The 16,679-nt window shown below is 61.4% G+C and carries 17 protein-coding genes and 2 pseudogenes; 9 read left to right on the forward strand and 10 right to left on the reverse strand.

All coding sequences use genetic code 11. The features are described from left to right. Window positions 1-6: 6 nt before the first annotated feature. Complete coding sequence (locus J3R84_RS21705) at window positions 7-915, reverse strand: SDR family oxidoreductase (RefSeq protein ID WP_203527771.1); 909 nt, start codon at window positions 913-915, stop codon at window positions 7-9. An 89-nt stretch (window positions 916-1,004) separates the two neighbouring features. Between J3R84_RS21705 and J3R84_RS21710 the strand changes: the two genes are divergently transcribed. The 4 genes and pseudogenes from J3R84_RS21710 to J3R84_RS21725 all read left to right on the forward strand — a co-directional run. Beyond that, on the forward strand, window positions 1,005-1,604 hold the full coding sequence (locus J3R84_RS21710) for a TetR family transcriptional regulator (protein ID WP_203527774.1): 600 nt from the start codon (window positions 1,005-1,007) through the stop codon (window positions 1,602-1,604). A 95-nt stretch (window positions 1,605-1,699) separates the two neighbouring features. After that, complete coding sequence (locus J3R84_RS21715) at window positions 1,700-2,722, forward strand: serine hydrolase domain-containing protein (RefSeq protein WP_203527777.1); 1,023 nt, start codon at window positions 1,700-1,702, stop codon at window positions 2,720-2,722. Window positions 2,723-3,100: 378 nt separating this feature from the next. Beyond that, complete coding sequence (locus J3R84_RS21720) at window positions 3,101-3,388, forward strand: YHS domain-containing (seleno)protein (protein ID WP_203527780.1); 288 nt, start codon at window positions 3,101-3,103, stop codon at window positions 3,386-3,388. Continuing rightward, window positions 3,373-3,666, forward strand: a pseudogene (locus J3R84_RS21725) (CoA transferase); the annotation flags it as partial. The gene J3R84_RS21720 and the pseudogene J3R84_RS21725, both read left to right, overlap by 16 nt. A 42-nt stretch (window positions 3,667-3,708) precedes the next feature. Here the strand turns inward: J3R84_RS21725 and J3R84_RS39040 are convergent. The 7 genes and pseudogenes from J3R84_RS39040 to J3R84_RS21760 all read right to left on the reverse strand — a co-directional run. Then, window positions 3,709-3,822, reverse strand: a pseudogene (locus tag J3R84_RS39040) (CoA transferase); the annotation flags it as partial. A 180-nt stretch (window positions 3,823-4,002) separates the two neighbouring features. Beyond that, a complete protein-coding gene (locus J3R84_RS21735; RefSeq protein WP_057221912.1) occupies window positions 4,003-5,019 on the reverse strand; it encodes a LacI family DNA-binding transcriptional regulator in 1,017 nt (338 codons plus the stop codon). A gap of 123 nt (window positions 5,020-5,142) precedes the next feature. Further along, the gene (locus J3R84_RS21740) at window positions 5,143-6,423 is read right to left on the reverse strand and encodes a D-tagatose-bisphosphate aldolase, class II, non-catalytic subunit (RefSeq protein ID WP_057209901.1); all 1,281 of its coding nucleotides are present in this window, start codon (window positions 6,421-6,423) and stop codon (window positions 5,143-5,145) included. Window positions 6,424-6,428: 5 nt separating this feature from the next. After that, window positions 6,429-7,370, reverse strand: coding sequence for a tagatose kinase (locus J3R84_RS21745; RefSeq protein ID WP_057209899.1), 942 nt, complete (start codon window positions 7,368-7,370; stop codon window positions 6,429-6,431). A gap of 19 nt (window positions 7,371-7,389) precedes the next feature. Next, a complete protein-coding gene (locus J3R84_RS21750; protein WP_057209896.1) occupies window positions 7,390-8,352 on the reverse strand; it encodes an ABC transporter permease in 963 nt (320 codons plus the stop codon). Next, window positions 8,349-9,872, reverse strand: coding sequence for a sugar ABC transporter ATP-binding protein (locus J3R84_RS21755; RefSeq protein WP_203527783.1), 1,524 nt, complete (start codon window positions 9,870-9,872; stop codon window positions 8,349-8,351). The genes J3R84_RS21750 and J3R84_RS21755 overlap by 4 nt, the downstream gene beginning before the upstream one ends. Window positions 9,873-10,048: 176 nt before the next feature. After that, window positions 10,049-10,939 carry a substrate-binding domain-containing protein gene (locus J3R84_RS21760; protein ID WP_025429326.1) on the reverse strand — a complete coding sequence of 297 codons (891 nt, stop codon included), beginning with the start codon at window positions 10,937-10,939 and terminating at the stop codon, window positions 10,049-10,051. A gap of 343 nt (window positions 10,940-11,282) precedes the next feature. Here J3R84_RS21760 and J3R84_RS21765 point away from each other — a divergent pair, with 343 nt between their 5' ends. From J3R84_RS21765 to J3R84_RS21780, 4 genes are all read left to right on the forward strand, one after another. After that, a complete protein-coding gene (locus J3R84_RS21765) occupies window positions 11,283-11,978 on the forward strand; it encodes an RNA polymerase sigma factor (protein WP_025429325.1) in 696 nt (231 codons plus the stop codon). Window positions 11,979-12,065: 87 nt separating this feature from the next. Further along, window positions 12,066-12,590, forward strand: coding sequence for a DUF4142 domain-containing protein (locus J3R84_RS21770; protein ID WP_025429324.1), 525 nt, complete (start codon window positions 12,066-12,068; stop codon window positions 12,588-12,590). A gap of 9 nt (window positions 12,591-12,599) precedes the next feature. Further along, a complete protein-coding gene (locus tag J3R84_RS21775; protein ID WP_057221908.1) occupies window positions 12,600-12,920 on the forward strand; it encodes a cupredoxin domain-containing protein in 321 nt (106 codons plus the stop codon). A gap of 188 nt (window positions 12,921-13,108) precedes the next feature. Further along, complete coding sequence (locus J3R84_RS21780) at window positions 13,109-13,393, forward strand: acylphosphatase (RefSeq protein ID WP_057221945.1); 285 nt, start codon at window positions 13,109-13,111, stop codon at window positions 13,391-13,393. Between the two features lie 83 nt (window positions 13,394-13,476). Here the strand turns inward: J3R84_RS21780 and J3R84_RS21785 are convergent, their stop codons facing one another. Next, on the reverse strand, window positions 13,477-14,181 hold the full coding sequence (locus tag J3R84_RS21785) for a TetR/AcrR family transcriptional regulator (protein WP_057210106.1): 705 nt from the start codon (window positions 14,179-14,181) through the stop codon (window positions 13,477-13,479). Window positions 14,182-14,389: 208 nt separating this feature from the next. On the opposite strand from J3R84_RS21785, the gene J3R84_RS21790 reads away from it, so the two are divergent. After that, window positions 14,390-15,586, forward strand: coding sequence for a multidrug effflux MFS transporter (locus J3R84_RS21790; RefSeq protein ID WP_107027439.1), 1,197 nt, complete (start codon window positions 14,390-14,392; stop codon window positions 15,584-15,586). 103 nt (window positions 15,587-15,689) lie between these two features. On the opposite strand, the gene nrdF is transcribed toward J3R84_RS21790, so the two are convergent. After that, window positions 15,690-16,679 carry a class 1b ribonucleoside-diphosphate reductase subunit beta gene (nrdF, locus tag J3R84_RS21795; RefSeq protein WP_057221906.1) on the reverse strand — a complete coding sequence of 330 codons (990 nt, stop codon included), beginning with the start codon at window positions 16,677-16,679 and terminating at the stop codon, window positions 15,690-15,692.

A 16,679-nucleotide genomic window follows, 5' to 3' on the forward strand; every position in this document is an offset into this window, starting at 1 on the left:
GATGTTTCAGCGATAGCCCGTCGCGTCGGCGGGCTTGTTCTGCTCCATCACCTCGCGCATGTAACGCCAGCAATCGGGGCGCGAGCCGTCGAGGTCGGTGAAGCCGTATTCCTGGGCAAGGCTGCCGCTCGACAGCGATTGCCCGTTCCACCGGGCCTTCTGCGGATCCGCGGCCAGCGCCGCGATGGCGCGGCCGACGAAGCGTGGACTTTCGGAAATGACGAAATGCGGCTGGATCTTCGTTGCCTCTCGCCAGGTCTCTTCCGTCACTTGGAAATGCTCCAGCATCATTTCAGAGCGCATCCAGCCAGGGGTAATCGAGATGGCCGTGGCGCCGTGCGGTTCCAGATCTTTGGCATGCGCCCAGGCCATGCGGTTGGCCGCGACCTTGGCGAGGTCGTAGAACGGCGAGAGCCGATAATGCTCGGCATTATATTCGGCCGTGCCGTCCGTCACCTCGACAAGCAGCCCGCCGCGATTTTCGATCATCAGCGGCAGGGCATGGTGGGCGGTGATCAGATGCGTGTCGATCGCCAGGCGCAACAGCTTCAAGCCGTTGTCGAGATCATGTTCCCATACCGCCTTGTTCCATTCGAACAGGTTTTCTCCACCCCAGACGTCGTTGACGAGAATGTCGAGCCGACCGTGCTCGCGCCGGATGCGTTCGATGAGAGCCTTCACCTGCGTGGATTGCAGGTGGTCGACCTGCACCGCGACGCCTTCGCCGCCGAGTTCGCTGACGAGTTCCGCCGTCTCCTCGATCGTTTCGGGGCGCTTGTATTCCGACTGCTGGCTTCTGGTGGTGCGGCCGGTGACATAGACGGTTGCGCCCGCCGCACCGAGTTCGGCGGCAATGCCGCGTCCGCCGCCGCGAGTGGCGCCTGCGACCAATGCAATTTTTCCCTTGAGCGTCATATTTTCCTCCATCGGTGATCGAGGCCATCTGGTCGTGGCTATGAGAATAGGATATATAAACGATTATTCGGTTATTAATTGGAGTCAAGATGCCACGGCCCAAAACAATGCCTGATGAAGATGTGTTGGCAGCCGCGTTGGCGATCATGCATGCGAGCGGCCCGGAGGGCCTGACCTTCGCCGCTCTTGCCACGGGCACCGGGCTCTCCGCCTCTACCCTGGTCCAGCGGTTTGAGAACAAGCAGAACCTCGTTCGGCGCACGCTTTTACAAGCCTGGGACGGGCTCGACCGATTGACTTCAGAGCTTTCCGCGAACTTGCCGAAGACACCGGAAGGCGCCGTCGACCTGCTCGTCGGACTGTCCGGCGGCTATGGCGGCATCGAAACCTATGCCGACGGGCTTCGGATCCTGCGCGAGGATTTGCGCGATCCGGCGCTTCGCGCCCGCGGCGCGCGATGGCGCGATGCGCTCTCACAGGCGCTGGATGAACGCCTCTCTGGTCCATCGGGGCCGGTGCCCGGCATTGGCCTCCTGATGGCGTCCCACTGGCAGGGGGCCCTGCTTTGGTGGAGTTTCGATCCGCAGATCCCGGTTGCGGATTTCGTCCGGCAGAGCCTGCGCCGTTTCGTGTCGGTCCTCGCCACAGGCGCATCCGCTCCACCGCTGCTTGAAGTGCTGCGCGACTGAGTCACGACAGGACCGGCCGGTCACCCGGCTTCAAATCCGCGTGACATTGCGCGCGGCCCCATGACGCGGCCGCGCATTCATCCTAGATCGAATGCATGATCAGGTTTGCTGCCGCATTTTTTTCTCTACTGCTGATGTGCTCCCTGGCGGTCGCACAGGATCGGCCACCGCTTGCGGCGCTGTTGGACGGCCTTGCGGCGCGCGACGACCTCAAGCCATTGAAAACCGCGATCGTCTCACAAGCTGGCTCTGTCCTTGCCGAGCGCGGCTACCGGGGCACCCGCCCTACGGACACCAACAACATCAAATCGGCTTCCAAATCGATCGTATCGGCTCTGGTCGGCATTGCGATCGACAAGGGCTTGCTTGAGGGCCCGGACCAGAAGATCGCTCCGATCCTCAAGCCGGACCTGCCGGCTTCGCCCGATCCGCGGCTTGAGGACATCACCATCGGCAATCTGCTTTCGATGCAGGCCGGTCTCGGAAGGATGTCCGGTCCGAATTACGGCCGCTGGGTGTCCAGCCGGAACTGGGTCCGCTCCGCACTCGCGCAGCCGTTCGACGACGAACCGGGCGGGCAGATGCTTTATTCGACCGCGTCCACCCATTTGCTCTCGGCAATCCTGACCAAGGTCAGCGGCAAGTCGACGCTTGCTCTCGCCCGCGAATGGCTTGGTCCGATCAAGGGTTTTCGCATCGATGCCTGGGACCGCGATCCCCAGGGCATCTATCTCGGCGGCAACCAGATGGCCATGAGTGCGCGATCTCTGCTTGCTTTCGGCGAGATTTACCGCAACGGCGGCAAAACGGCAGATGGAAGACAGGTGGTGCCGGCGCAATGGGTCGCACTTTCCTGGCAACCGCGCACCAATTCTCGGTTCTCCGGCGACATCTACGGCTACGGCTGGTTTCAGCGTCAGATCGCTGGCGAGACCGTGCATTTCGCCTGGGGCTATGGCGGCCAGATGCTCTATATCGTTCCGGCGTTGGATCTGACCGTGGTGATGACGTCTGAGGAGAGCGGCCCGTCGGCACGCACCGGTTACCGCGATGCGCTGCATCTGCTGCTCGGCGATATCATCGACACGGTCAGGGCGTCGCCGCGTCTCGGCGAATAGCTGCGTTTTCCACCCCATCACCGGCGAAACCTGCGGTGCCGGGTGCAGCCGCCGTGTCGCGTGCGTGGCTTCGTGCGGAGCGAACCTGCTGTGGATGAACGGCGTCTCCTTTTCCTGATGGGCTCGTGGGCCGCCGGCCGGCAAACGCAGGCTTGCACGGCAATTCAACCGGCGCCGGCACCGGAGATATCGTGCGCGCCGAGCGCGGACGGGCCGTCATTTTGTCGGACGCTGTAACGCTTCCCCCTGATCGTAGTCTAACGATCAAGAGAAATAGAGATCGCAGGAGAAACACCGGTTTCGCGCAGCCGATTCATTGGAAGCGCCGTATGTCTGCAACCAGGAAGACGCAGCAATCTGTCAACGTGGAGAAGCACCATGACAATTCCCAGACCCCTCCTTGGAGCCCTTATCGTTGCTCAGCTGGCAACTGTCGCCGTGGCCGGAGAGATCAACGAGAAGAGCGGTGTGGCGATTTCGGGCTATGATCCGGTCGCATATTTCGTCCAGAGCAAGCCGATTGAGGGCAAAGCGGACCTTGCCGTGACCTACCGTGATGCCCGCTTCCTGTTCGCCTCGGAGGAAAACCGCAAAGCCTTCGAAGCAAACCCGGGAAAATATGCGCCGCAGTATGGCGGCTTTTTGTTACCGGGTACGTTTTCCTGATCCAGGCCATGGGCGGCATCATGAGCATTACAGGCGAGCCGGACACGGCCGGTGGTTCTCCGGTCAAGACCGGCGTCGGGATAGCAGACGTGATGTGCGGCATGTACGCGACCGTAGGCATTCTGGCGGCGTTGCGCCATCGCGACCGCACAGGGCAAGGCCAGCAGATCGATCTCGCCCTCTACGACAGCCAGATCGCCTGGCTGATCAATGCGGCAACCAATCATCTGGTATCCGGGCGTGTGCCGGGCCGCATCGGCAACGCCCATCCTGCGGTGGCTGTAGGGGCCGGTCTGGCCAAATCCCGAGATCGAGCACCAGATCAGATCGGGCTTGATGGCTGCCAGATCCTCATAGGCAAGGCCGCGGCGCGCCAGATCGCCCGGCTTGTAATTTTCGACGACGATATCGGAAATCCGCGCCAGGCGACGCACGAGGTCGACGCCTTCCGGCGTGGCGATGTCGATTGCGATCGACTTCGTTAGTCATGGGGACTGAGTGTTAGACCGGAGCCGAGCGTCAAGTATTGACGTTTGTCTCGATTGTTCTCGGAGAGTTCAAAGATGGCTTCCGGCGTTGTTCTATCCAGACGAACACGTCTTGAAAGGGCACCGCTAGGCCGAGCCACGCAGCATGATCTCGGCGCTGAGCAGAATGCGCTCGTCCGCGGGGAAGGCCTGGTCGTCGTTCTCAGTTTCGCCGAGCTTGAACAGTAGCAGCTCGATCGCCAGCCGGCCGATCTCGTTGTAGTTCTGCGCCACAGTCGTCAGCGGTGGACAGGTGTAGCGCGACAGCGGATGGTCGTCGTGGCCTGCCACCCGCAGGTCACTGTCCGGTTCGCGGCCGACCTTGACGCCGGACTGGAAGGCCGCCGCAATCACGCCGAAGGCAACGCGGTCGTTGGCGCACAGCACCGTCTTCGTCGGAAAACCGCCTTCTCCCAGAATGCGCAGCGTTTCGTCGTAGCCGAACTTTTCGAAATCCCACGAGGCGTTCGGCGCCGTCGGCACGATGACGGGATCCATCTTCAGCTGCTGCATCGCCTCCTCATAGGCGTGTTGGCGGGCGAGCGCGTTGTTGTTGACCGGCGGCATGCCGAAGTAGCAGGGCGGTGCGCCGGACCGGCAGAGATAATCGACCATCAGCTTGAAGCTCTGGCGGTTGTCCGTGCCGACGAAGGAGGAACTGCCGTCGAGCGGCGAGTCGACATAAACAAGCGGGATGCTCTCGCCGAGCGAGGTGAGTTTTTGGTGATGGGACTGGACGCCGAGCGGGGCGATGATCGCGCCGGCGACATTCATCGACTTGAAGGTTTCGATGGCGCGCTCTTCCATCTCCGGCTTGCCGTCGGAGGAGAGAACGAAGGCGAGAAAGCCCGCCTGGTTGGCGATATGTTCGATCCGCCGCGTCAGCGCCATGTAGAACGGGTCGGTCGAATTGGGAACGATGACGCCAAGAATATTGGTTCGCCGCCGGTTGAGATTGACGGCGAAGATGTTGGGCCGGAAGCCGGATTGCTTGATCGCGGCCTCGATGGCGTCGCGGGTCTTCTTGCGAACCGAAGTCGGATCGTTGAAGTATTTGGAGACAGTGGGGCGCGACAAACCGACGAACTCCGAAAAATCCTCCATCGTCTTGATTTGTCTGTCCACGGTCGAAGCGCCCCCATTCTTCTTTTGGGTTTCGTTTATAGATTTATTTCCGAGGGATAGGCAGTGTCGACTACGAAATATTCACGGAATGAACGGTCGGATCTATCCTTTGCAGGCGGTGAAGTAATCCTCCAGAACCGCATCGACGGCGGCAATCGCCAGGGCCTTTGCTTGCGGCGGCACCTGACCGTCTCGCACGCGCTCGTAACTGCCCGAAAGATACTGGCTGATCAGCGTCTCGGGGATGGTGACGCCATCGAGCAGGCGAAGAAGCTCTTCCACTGCAGTCGCGACCTTCGGGTGCGGCCAGTAATAGCGGATGCGGTCGCTGTAGGAGAAATGGCGCTGAAGACGCAGCGCGTCGGGCGAGCCGTGATAATACTTGCCCCAGTTGCCCGGCTCCTCGCGCATGACCTCTTCGGTGACCTCGGCCAGCGTTTTGGATCGCGCATCGGGAAACAGGAACGCGGCGATCTGGTCGAGCCCGTAAAGCGCTTCACGCAATGCAAACGTGAGGCCGGGGCCGACCTTGAGGATGGCAAAACCATCCGTCACCAGATCACGAAGTGCTTCTTGCGTCTGGTAGTCGGTGGAATGCGCCTCGAAGACGAGGCCGTTTAGCTCGGCCAGGCTTGCGCTCAACTGAGCGGCCCTCGGCCGGTCATAGGCGATCACGTTCTCGTTGCCGAATTCGACGCCCGGCTGGACGACGGCGCCGACAACCCGGGAGAAGGCCTCGCCGGCACCTGCATCGCTGAACGCCTGCCGATGAATATCGACGGTCTCGACGGCTGCTTCGGGTGCGGTAACTTCGAGCGTATCCAGTTCCTCGAGCGCGCCGCCGGGAACAGGCACCTCGGTGCCGATGATGTAGACCGGGGCGATGCCGTTACGTCCGCGGATGGCATCTTCGGCGGCGGCGGCAAGCCGCGCGGCACGCAACGCCGTCGTCGCATCGGGAAGGGCGACGGGTTCGCCGGCGCAGCCCATGCTGGTATCGAGATGCAGCTTGGTGAAGCCGGCCGCGGCATAGGCGCGGATCATCGCTTCCGCCTTGTCCATCGCCTCATCGGCCGGCAGATGTTTCCACGGGTTGGGGCCGAGATGGTCTCCGCCGAGGATGATGTTTTCGATCGGGAAGCCGGTCTTTGCGGCGATCTCCCCGACGAAACGGGTGAAATCGGCGGGCGTCATGCCGGTATATCCGCCGTCTTGATTGACCTGGTTGCAGGTCGCCTCGATCAAGAGATGGGTGTCTTCCCTAAGGGCACGCAGCATTGCGGCCTCGATGACCAGCGGATGCGCCGAGCAGATCGAAGGAATACCGCGCAGGCCCGGACGGTCGCGCCACTGGGCAATGTCGATCAGATAATTGGGTTTCATGGTCTTCAATCCTTTCGCGCGCTGATGAAGGCTTCGAGTTCTGCTCTCGTCGATGCGCCCTCCATCGGGCCGGAGATCATCACGGCGCGAGCGCCCGACGCGTTGGCGAGTTCAAGCGCTTCGCGGGGGCTGGCGTCATTCAGCCAACAGGTGACGAAGGTGGCGCCGAAGCAGTCGCCCGCGCCGGTCGGATCGATCTCTTCGACGGCAAAGCCGGGCAGGGAGAGCGTCGTTTCCGCATCGAAGTAGCTGGCGCCTTCGGCGCCGCGCTTGACCACGATGACCCTGATGCCGGAGGCGAGAAGTTCGGCGATGGCGTCCGCCTCGGTTTTCGCTTCAGTGAACAGGAAGAGTTCGGCGCCGCTCGGCAGGAACACGTCGGTCTTGGCAAGGACTGTCCTCAGCGCTTCCCGCATCCCCGGGCTTTCGAGGATTTCTGCGCGAAGGTTCGGATCGAAGGAGACCGTGCCACCGGCTGCCTTGATGATGTCGATTGCGGCGAGAATGCTCTCGACCACGCTCGGAGCGTAGAGCGACGACCCCATCACATGCAGGTGGCTGCAGCTTTGAACCAGCGCGATTGCGTTGTCATCGAGGGAAATGGTGCCGCAGGCGCTGTCGCGGATGTTGAAGACGAAGGCACGGCTGCCGTCATGACGGTAGCGAACAAAGGCGCTGCCGGTTGTGGCGAGCGGATCGACCGCGATGCCGGAGGTATCGACGCCGTCCGCCTCAAGGCGGGCGAGGTTGACGTGACCGAAGTCGTCGCCGCCAACGCGGGAAATGATCGCGCTCGCCTGGCCGAGCTTGCCGACCTGGTCGATGAAGATGGCGGGCGCGCCGGAAGGGAAAGGCCCGACCAGTGGTGTCGCCTGCCGGAAGCCGTCGCCCTTTTCGGTGGCGATGATCTCGACGAGGATCTCGCCGATCGTCAGTATCTTGTGCATGGGTTTCACTCGTGCCGGGTCAGCGCTTTGCCTGTTTGGCGCGAACGTCGAGCCAAACGGCGACAAGGATCACGAGGCCCTTGACGATGAGCTGGTAGAAATAGGGGATGGAAAGCATGTTCATGCCGTTGTTCATCACGCCGATGATGAGCGCGCCGATGAGCGTGCCGACCATGGTGCCGACACCGCCAGCAAGCGAGGTGCCGCCGAGAACGGCCGCGGCGATGGCATCGAGCTCGTAGCTCATGCCGGCATTGGTCTGGGCGGAAAAGAGGCGCGAGGAGAGCAGCACGCCGCTGATCGCCGCCATCACGCCCGAGATCATGAAGATGATGATCTTGAGGCGATCGACCTTGATGCCGGAATAAACAGCCGCTTCGCGGTTGCCGCCGGTAAGATAGGCGCGACGACCGAAGCTCGTCTTGCTGAGCACGATCTGGTTGATGACGAAGAGCACGGCAACGACCCAGATGATGGTGGGCAGGCGGAGGAAGCTCTCGGTGCCGATGGCGGTCCATGTCGCGTTGTCGATCATCGCCGGCGCGCCGTTGGTCGGCAGGCTGACGAGGCCGCGATAGATGCCCATCGTGGCGACGGTGACGATGAACGACGGCAGTAGCAGTTTTGCCGTCAACACGCCGTTGAGCATCCCCATCAGCGCGCCCGCCACGATAGTTACCGCGAGTGCCGGGCCGAAGCCGAGCCCGAAGGCGAAACATTGCGCCCCGACCATGCCGGCGACTGCGATGATCGAGCCGACCGACAGGTCGATCTCACCGAGCAGGATCACCCAGGTCATGCCGAAGGCGGCAATAGCGATCACGGCCACCTGCTGCAGGATGTTCATGAAGTTGACGACCGACATGAACCGGGGATTGAGGAACGAGAAGATGACGCAGAGCATCACCAGCGAGAGGAAGATGCCGCCATATTGCTTCAATGCCCTGACGAGGGCGGCCTGGGCTGCAGTTTGCTGGGTCATGATTGGAAACCTGTCGCGTGCGCCATGATCGTTTCGGGGGTAAGGTCGGTGCCGGCGAGGGTCGCGCCGAGCACGCCTTCATGCATGACGACCACGCGGTCGCTCATTCCAAGCACCTCCGGCAGCTCGGAGGAGATCAGCAGGATCGCCGTTCCTTCGGCCGCCAGCTGGCGGATGATCTTGTAGATTTCGAATTTCGCGCCGACGTCGACGCCGCGGGTCGGCTCGTCGAGGATCAGCACCTTCGGCCGGGTCAGGAGCCATTTGGCGAGCACGATCTTCTGCTGGTTGCCGCCGCTGAGAGAGCCTGCCGGCGTGTCGAGCGAGCGCGTCTTGATGGCAAGCCTGCCGACCTCGGCTGCCGCTGCCTTGCGCTCGGCGCTGCCGCGGGTAAAGCCAAACGGGCCGGTGAAGTCAGGCAATGCCGCCATGGAAATGTTCCACTCGACGCTGTGCCCGAGCACGAGGCCTTCTTCCTTGCGGTTTTCGGTGACGAAGCCGATGCCGCGGGCAATCGCTTCGGCCGGCGAGCGGAAGCGAACCTCCTTGCCGTCGAGGCGAACCGTGCCGCTCGCGTTCTTCATGCCGAACAGTGCGTTCATCACTTCGGAGCGACCTGAGCCGACGAGGCCGAAGAAGCCGAGGATCTCGCCGGCGCCGACCGTGAAGGAAATATCGGCGAATTCCTCGTCGCGCGTCAGACGCTCGACCGCCAGGACCGGAGGCTGATCCGAAGTAATCTCCGTCGAGCGAACGTGGATTGGGGGCGGATAGATCTCCTCCATCCGACGGCCGACCATCAGCGCAATCAGCGCCTCGATCGTGACGTCGTTGCGATCGTGAGTGGAGACATACTCACCATCGCGGATGACGGTGATGTCGTCGCTGAGCCGCATGATCTCTTCCATGCGGTGGGAAATATAGATGACCGCGACGCCGCGGCTTTTCAGCCGGCCGATGATGTCGAACAGGATCTCGGCCTCGCTGTCGCTGAGCGACGAGGTCGGCTCGTCGAGAATGACGACCTTTGCCTCATGGCTGAGGCCCTTGGCGATCTCGACCAGCTGCCGCTGGGCGATCGAGAGATTGCCGACCTTCTCGGTGACGTCGATCGGCAGCCCGAGTTCAGCGACGATCGACCTTGCCCTGGCAACGAGCGCCTTATCGTTGATGAAGCCGAACTTGCGCGGCTCGCGCGTCGCCAGAATATTCTCCGCCACCGTCAGGTTGTTGCAGAGGCTCAATTCCTGGAACACGATCGCAAGCCCGAGCGCTGCTGCCTGCTGCGGGTTGGTGGGGCGATAGGGTTGATTGTCGAGGGTAATGTCGCCTGACGTCGCGCTGTGAACGCCGGCAAGAATTTTCATCAATGTCGATTTGCCGGCACCGTTTTCGCCGAGCAGTGTATGCACGCGGCCGCGGCGGACATCGAGCCGCATGCTCTTCAACGCGGCAATCTGCCCGAATGACTTCGTGACATTGCTGATCTTGAGAACGGTGTCCGTGGTCGAACCATGCATGGCGGCCTCCTTGGATCGCGCCGAGAAGCGCCTCCGGGCTGCAGCGCAACGTGTCTCATCAGACGCGCAAAGGTCGCTGTAGCACTTCGAATTGCTGCCCGTTTTTGTCGGCAGCAGGCGGAGGCGTTCGTCGTGTTGGTGCCGCCGCCCTCGGGCGGCGGCTGTCCTGGGAGGACTTACTTTGCGGTGTAGACGCCGGGCACGATCGGCTGTTCGGCCGGAACCTGTTCGCCGGCGGCAACCTTGACGGCAGTGTCGACGGCCTGCTTGCCCATCTGGTCGGGGAACTGCTGGATCACGCCGACCATCACCGGGTTGGTGTCGACAGCGTCGCGGGCTTCCTTCATGCCATCGAAGCCGATGACCTTGACCTGGGATTCGAGGCCCGCCGCCTTGACGGCAACCGCTGCAGCAAGCGCTGCGTCATCACCGAAGCCGAAAATGCCGGTGATGTCAGGGTTGGCCTGCAGCATGTTCTGTGCCGCTGCGAGTGCTTCGGCGCGGGTGATGCCGGTCTGGATGGCGACGATTTCCATCTCCGGATGCTTGGCGATCGCTTCCTTGAAGCCGTTGACGCGGTTCACGACCGACTGGACGGTTGGGTAGTCGATAACGGCGACCTTGCCCTTGTTCTCGAGAACCTTTGCCATCAGTTCGCCAGCCTTGACGCCGCCGGTGAAATTATCGGTGCCGATATGCGAGGTGACGGTCGCGCCGTTGGCAGGCACGTCGACGGTGATCACCTTGATGCCGGCCTTCTCGGCCTTTTCGATCGCGGCGCGCACGCCCTGGCTGTCGACCGGCGAAATGACGATCACGTCAACGCCCTTGACGATGAAATCCTCGACGTCGGCGAGTTGCTTGTTGAGATCCTGGTTGGCAATCGCAACTTCGAGCGCGACGTTCTTCTCTTTCGCCTCGGCTTTCATCGCGTCGGCAAGCTCGATGTAGAACGGATGCTGCTGGGTCAAGAGCGAGGCGCCGATGCCTTCGGCCGATGCGGCGGAAGCAATCAGGGTCAGTGCCGTGCCGGCGACAAGCGCCTTGAGAATACGGGGCATGTTCATGGGTTTCCTCCCTTGGAAACGATGTGGGCCTTTGGTCTTGGCGGCCAAGCAGGAGGGGCCTCCTATCACCGTCTTGGCGATGATGTAAAAACCATAAAACTTTGCGCGCGTCAATTTTTAAAAGTACGCGATGAAAAGATTAACAGGGTAACGCGAGAAATTTAGACGCCTCTCGCTTGAGTGGTCGGCAGGCCATTCGACGTCAGGCGGCCAAGGCAGGACCACAATGGCGCAACCGCATTCTCTGAAGAGGTTCCAAAAAGAACGGCACGGTGTCTGCAATTGGAAAAATGACGGGAACCTTTGGCGGAACCGTGCATCTAATGCTGCGGGAGGCTCGGCCATGGCAGACATTCGAACAGGCGCGCTGGCGATCACGGACCCGACCGCGGATGTGGCACTGGCGCAAAGGGCGATCGCCGGTGACGGGCAAGCCTTCCTCGCGATCATGCAGGTTCACAACCAGCGCCTCTACCGCATTGCCCGAGGCGTCGTTCGAAACGACAGCGAAGCCGAAGACATCGTACAGGAAGCCTATGTGCTGGCCTTTGCGCATCTCGCAAGCTTTCGTGGCGAATCGTCGCTTGGAACCTGGCTGTCACGCATCGTCATCAACGAGGCGCTCGGCCGGTTGCGCCGGGGACGCCGCAAAGCCGACGCCCTGGGCTCGATCGGCGATGGCCGCGATGCGACGATCATCCAGTTCCCGCTGCCGGCAAGTGCCGATGATCCCGAACGCACGATGGCGCAGCGGCAGATCCTGCAACTCGTCGAACGGGCGACCGACAATCTGCCCGATATCTACAGAACGGTTTTCGTCGCGCGGGTGATAGAGGGGCTGAGCGTGGAGGAAACGGCTGATCTGCTTGGGTTACGCCCCGAGACGGTCAAGACACGGTTGCATCGGGCGCGGCAGCTGGTGCGCAAACAGTTGCATGAGCAGATCGGCCCGGTTTTGCTCGATGCTTTCCCCTTTGCCGGGCGGCGCTGTGCGCGGCTGACCGCGGCGGTCATGAAGCGGCTTGGCCTTTCCAGCTGACCGGCGGGAACCTTTGCGGGCAGGCGGCATCCAATGGATGTCAACTGCAAACAGGGTCCGCGCCCTGCGTGGAACAAGGAGGTTTCCATGAACATTCGGCCAATGACCGCGCTCGTCACGCTTTGCCTGCTCGGGCTTGTGATCCCGGCACAGGCAGCGGATAAGCCGACCGACCCACAGATCGCTCACATCGCCTATACGGCCGGAGTGATCGATGTGGAAAATGCCAAGCTTGCGATCTCGAAGTCCGGCAACAAGGACGTCGTTTCGTTTGCCGAAGATATGATGCGCGACCATGAGGCGGTGAATACGCAGGCGCTCGATCTCGTCAAGAAACTCAAGGTGACGCCGGAGGACAACGATACCAGCAAGGCGCTCTCGAAAGCAGCTGACGACGAGCGCGCCAAGCTTGCCACGCTCGACGGCGCGAGCTTCGATAAAGCCTATGTCGACAATGAAGTCGCCTACCACAAGCAGGTGAACGGAGCCCTGGAGACCCTGCTCATTCCATCGGCCAGCAATGCCGAACTTAAGGCACTGCTTGAGACCGGCTTGAAGATCTTTCAGGGCCACCAGCAGCATGCAGAACATGTTGCCGCATCGCTGAAGTAGAGCGCGGCCATGCCATCCGGGTTTTATCTCGTTGCCGTTGCCGGGCTCCTGCTCGGCAATGGCGCTGTGGATGCTCAAGCAGAGACAATCCGCGTGACGATCGAAAAAATGGCGTTTGTTCCCGCAGAGGTCGAGGTACGCGTCGGCGACACGATCGAGTGGGTCAACAGGGACATCCTCGTCCATACAGCGACCGTGAAGGGTGGTTGGGAGGTGTTGATCCCGGCGAAGAAGACCGCAAGTCTCGTCGTGCGGGAGGCGGGGCAGATCGATTATTATTGCCGCTTTCATCCCAACATGAAGGGCCGCATTTTGGCGGCGACGCCATAGGCTATTTCCAGGAGAACTGGGAAGCGGTTTTGCGTCCGGAAATGCGTCAAAACAAGGCGGCGGAGAATTCCGCAACTTCGCCCGATGTGGAAACGGCCCGGCGTCGCAGGCGCCCGCAACGTCAGGTGGCTTGTCTTTGTCCGCCTTCGCTCCAGTTTCTCTTCTATAACAAAAAAACAGGTGCGATCATGATCAGAGAGCGCAAGGCGATGCTCGTTCGTGTCAGCGGAAGGGTGCAGGGCGTCAGCTTCCGCATTTGGGCCCGCCGCGAGGCCGAACGCCTCGGAGTGACCGGCTGGGTGCGCAACGAGCGCGACGGATCGGTGGCGGCGATGATCGTCGGCTCCGATGTTGCGCTCGCAAACATGGTCGAGCGGCTCTGGATGGGGCCGGCGGCTGCCTCGGTCGTCAGCGTCGAAACCGAACCGGTGGCCTTGCCCGATCCGGTGCAGGGGTTCCAGATCACTGGTTAGGTGATCGGAGATGCGGAGGGGCGTTGGTCTTAGGTGCGTCGCGAAGACGTCAGGGTGACTGAATTGGTCAGAGCGACTGGCGGTCAAGCCGATTGGTCGAGGCGACCGGCTTTTTTCTGGGCTCGTTCGGTCTCGACCCTGCCATAGGCGCGCAGGAAGGTCCTGACGGCGTTGCGGGCAGAGGTCTGCAATTGCTCCTCCGTTGGAGCTTCGCCAAAAGGACCGGCTATCTGCATGTCCGCCTTGATCAAGGCCAGGAATTGCCGAGCGGCCAAGTCGAGGTCGTCGATCTCAAGCGGGGCCGCGTGGGCAAGTCGAGCAAACAGTGCCGAGAGTGCCGCGCCGATCTTGCCCGGTCCCTGTTCGCGCCAGATCCTGATCAGCTCGGGATATCGCTCTCCCTCGGTCTCGACCAGCTTCTGGATGAACTTGCCGTCCTGATTGCAGATGCAGTTCCTGTTGAGGCGCACTGCAAAGGCAGTGAGGTCGTCCTCGAGATTGTCTGCCCGTTGCGGGAAGGTCGCGAGGATCGAGAACAGCGCGGCGTTGGTTCGGTCGAGGATATCCTGCACCACCGCCATGAACAGCGTCTCTTTTTCGCGGTAGTGATTGTAGATGGTCTGCCTGGAAACACAGGCTTCCGCGGCGATTTCGTCTATGCTGGCGCCGGAAAAGCCTTCGCGGCAGAAGACCTCTGCGGCGGCGTCGAGGATCGAGATGCGTTTGGCGCATTGACCCTTCTGGGTGGGGCCACCGGCGGTCGGCAAGGCGGCTTGTCGTTTTTTCATGATCCGACGATAGGACATGTTGACGGTTTGGACAATAGTGTCAAATTTGACATGTGTGTCCAAAATTATGGACCACATAGGTCAGCGCAGGATGCGTCTCCCGGACGTTCGATCCTGGCACGACCGGCTCATTCCAGTTTCAATCCCGGCGGCAACGAATGCAGGCGCGCGTCCTCGTTCGTTTCGCGACCTCTGAAAGATCATCACCATGACGGCGTCCTTTCTACGCACTGCCATAGTCCTCGGTCTGATTTCAGCGATCGGGCCTTTCGCAATCGACATGTATCTCCCCGCGCTGCCGTCGATCGGCAAGGATCTCGCCGCAGAGACCGGTGTCGTGCAGCTTAGCCTGCTCGCCTTCTTCATTTCCTTTGCAATTTTCCAGCTCGTCTATGGCCCACTCTCGGATATGTGGGGCCGCAAGGCGCCGCTCTATCTCGGCATCGGCCTGTTCGCGCTGGCCAGCATCGGCTGCGCGCTCGCGACCGATATCGAAACGCTCATCGCCTTCCGCTTCCTGCAAGGTATTGGCGGTGCCGCCGGCATGGTCATTCCGCGCGCCATCGTTCGTGACATGCACACCGGCGTTCAGGCGGCACGCCTGATGTCGCTGCTGATGCTGGTGTTCAGCATCTCGCCGATCCTGGCGCCTCTGACTGGCAGCGCCGTCATCGAGTTCTACGGCTGGCGCGGCGTTTTCTGTGCCGTCATGATCGCAGCCTTCATCGGCCTGATCCTGCTGTCGACCCAATTGGCTGAGACCCGTCCGAAGAAGGACAGGGCAGACAGCAATTTCGGCAGCGCGATTGCCGCCTACCGGCTGCTTCTGAGCGACCGGAACTTCCTGACGCTCACCTTCATCGGTGGCCTCGGCATTTCGAGCTTCCTCGTCTACCTCGCAAATTCGCCCTTCGTGCTGATCGATCATTATGGCCTGACGCCGACGCAATACAGCTTCGCCTTCTCGATCAACGCGGTATCGTTCTTCGCGGTCTCGCAGGCGACCGGTTGGCTTGGCGTTCGTTTCGGTCTCGTGCGTGTCATGCAGCTTGCCGTCGCCGGCTTTGCCTTGACCATGGCCAGCATGTTCATTCTCATGAGCCTCGGCTTCAACCAGTTGCCGGTCATGGCGGCATTCCTGTTCGTCGGCTACGGCGCGCTCGGTCTGGTCATCCCGACCTCCGCGGTGCTGGCGCTCGAGGATCACGGCGAGATTGCCGGTACGGCATCGGCGCTGATGGGGACGCTGCATTTTGTCACGGCGGCTGTCGCCATGATCGTTGCTGCCGTCTTCTTCAACGGAACGGCGCTTCCGATGGCCGCGGGCATTGCGATTTGCGCGGTCAGCGCGTTCCTGCTGACACAGGCAACCATCGGCCGCAGCCGTGTCGTGCCGGCGGAGTAACACCACCTCGCTTCGCGCAGTTGAAACAGGACGGCCGGTGAAGACCTTCTCGTCTTCACCGGCCGCTTTGCTATTGGCTCAGCAACGGAGTGCGGCGCGCTTGTCAGAAATCCCAGTCTTCGTCTTCGGTCGCAACCGCCTTGCCGATGACATAGGAGGAGCCTGACCCCGAAAAGAAGTCGTGGTTCTCGTCGGCATTCGGCGACAGCGCCGACAGGATTGCCGGATTGACCTTGCAGGCATCGGCCGGGAACAGCGCCTCATATCCGAGGTTCATCAGCGCCTTGTTGGCGTTGTAGTGCAGGAACTTCTTCACGTCCTCGGTCAGGCCGACGCTGTCGTAAAGCGATTCGGTATATTTCGCCTCGTTGTCGTAGAGTTCGAGCAGCAGGTCGAAGGCGAAATCCTTCATCTCCTGCCGACGCTCGTTACTCAGCCGCTCCAGGCCCTTCTGGAACTTGTAGCCGATGTAGTAGCCGTGCACCGCTTCGTCGCGGATGATGAGGCGGATCATGTCGGCGGTGTTGGTCAGCTTGGCGCGGCTCGACCAATACATCGGCAGATAGAAGCCGGAGTAGAACAGGAAGCTCTCGAGGAAGACGCTGGCGATCTTGCGCTTCAGCGGATCCGTGGTGCGATACTGCTCGAGAATGAGCGCCGACTTCTTCTGGAGATGTTCGTTCTCCTCCGACCAGCGATAGGCGTCATCGACATCAGGTGTCGAGCAAAGCGTCGAAAAGATCGAGGAATAGGAACGGGCATGCACCGCTTCCATGAAGGAGATGTTGGAATAAACCGCTTCCTCATGGGGCGTGATCGAATCCGCCATCAGTGTCGGTGCGCCGATGCTCGTCTGGATCGTGTCGAGCAGGGTCAGGCCCGTGAACACACGGATCGTCAGCTGCTGCTCTTCCGGCCGCAACGCCGCCCAGGAGGGAATGTCGTTGGAAAGCGGCACCTTTTCCGGCAGCCAGAAATTGCCGGTGAGCCGGTTCCAGACCTCAAGGTCCTTGTCGTCCTCGATACGGTTCCAGTTGATGGCGCGCACGGCTTGCGAGCCCTTGGGCGCCTTGGTCTTCAGTTGGATGTTCAT

The organism is Ensifer canadensis, from assembly GCF_017488845.2.
Classification (GTDB): Bacteria; Pseudomonadota; Alphaproteobacteria; order Rhizobiales; family Rhizobiaceae; genus Ensifer; species Ensifer canadensis.

Bases quoted from the DNA above. Each gene is read 5' to 3' on its own strand.
- J3R84_RS21705 (WP_203527771.1), bottom strand. From the start codon at position 915: ATGACGCTCAAGGGAAAAATTGCATTGGTCGCAGGCGCCACTCGCGGC.
- J3R84_RS21710 (WP_203527774.1), top strand. From the start codon at position 1,005: ATGCCACGGCCCAAAACAATGCCTGATGAAGATGTGTTGGCAGCCGCG.
- J3R84_RS21715 (WP_203527777.1), top strand. From the start codon at position 1,700: ATGATCAGGTTTGCTGCCGCATTTTTTTCTCTACTGCTGATGTGCTCC.
- J3R84_RS21720 (WP_203527780.1), top strand. From the start codon at position 3,101: ATGACAATTCCCAGACCCCTCCTTGGAGCCCTTATCGTTGCTCAGCTG.
- J3R84_RS21735 (WP_057221912.1), bottom strand. From the start codon at position 5,019: ATGGAGGATTTTTCGGAGTTCGTCGGTTTGTCGCGCCCCACTGTCTCC.
- J3R84_RS21740 (WP_057209901.1), bottom strand. From the start codon at position 6,423: ATGAAACCCAATTATCTGATCGACATTGCCCAGTGGCGCGACCGTCCG.
- J3R84_RS21745 (WP_057209899.1), bottom strand. From the start codon at position 7,370: ATGCACAAGATACTGACGATCGGCGAGATCCTCGTCGAGATCATCGCC.
- J3R84_RS21750 (WP_057209896.1), bottom strand. From the start codon at position 8,352: ATGACCCAGCAAACTGCAGCCCAGGCCGCCCTCGTCAGGGCATTGAAG.
- J3R84_RS21755 (WP_203527783.1), bottom strand. From the start codon at position 9,872: ATGCATGGTTCGACCACGGACACCGTTCTCAAGATCAGCAATGTCACG.
- J3R84_RS21760 (WP_025429326.1), bottom strand. From the start codon at position 10,939: ATGAACATGCCCCGTATTCTCAAGGCGCTTGTCGCCGGCACGGCACTG.
- J3R84_RS21765 (WP_025429325.1), top strand. From the start codon at position 11,283: ATGGCAGACATTCGAACAGGCGCGCTGGCGATCACGGACCCGACCGCG.
- J3R84_RS21770 (WP_025429324.1), top strand. From the start codon at position 12,066: ATGAACATTCGGCCAATGACCGCGCTCGTCACGCTTTGCCTGCTCGGG.
- J3R84_RS21775 (WP_057221908.1), top strand. From the start codon at position 12,600: ATGCCATCCGGGTTTTATCTCGTTGCCGTTGCCGGGCTCCTGCTCGGC.
- J3R84_RS21780 (WP_057221945.1), top strand. From the start codon at position 13,109: ATGATCAGAGAGCGCAAGGCGATGCTCGTTCGTGTCAGCGGAAGGGTG.
- J3R84_RS21785 (WP_057210106.1), bottom strand. From the start codon at position 14,181: ATGAAAAAACGACAAGCCGCCTTGCCGACCGCCGGTGGCCCCACCCAG.
- J3R84_RS21790 (WP_107027439.1), top strand. From the start codon at position 14,390: ATGACGGCGTCCTTTCTACGCACTGCCATAGTCCTCGGTCTGATTTCA.
- nrdF (WP_057221906.1), bottom strand. From the start codon at position 16,679: ATGAACATCCAACTGAAGACCAAGGCGCCCAAGGGCTCGCAAGCCGTG.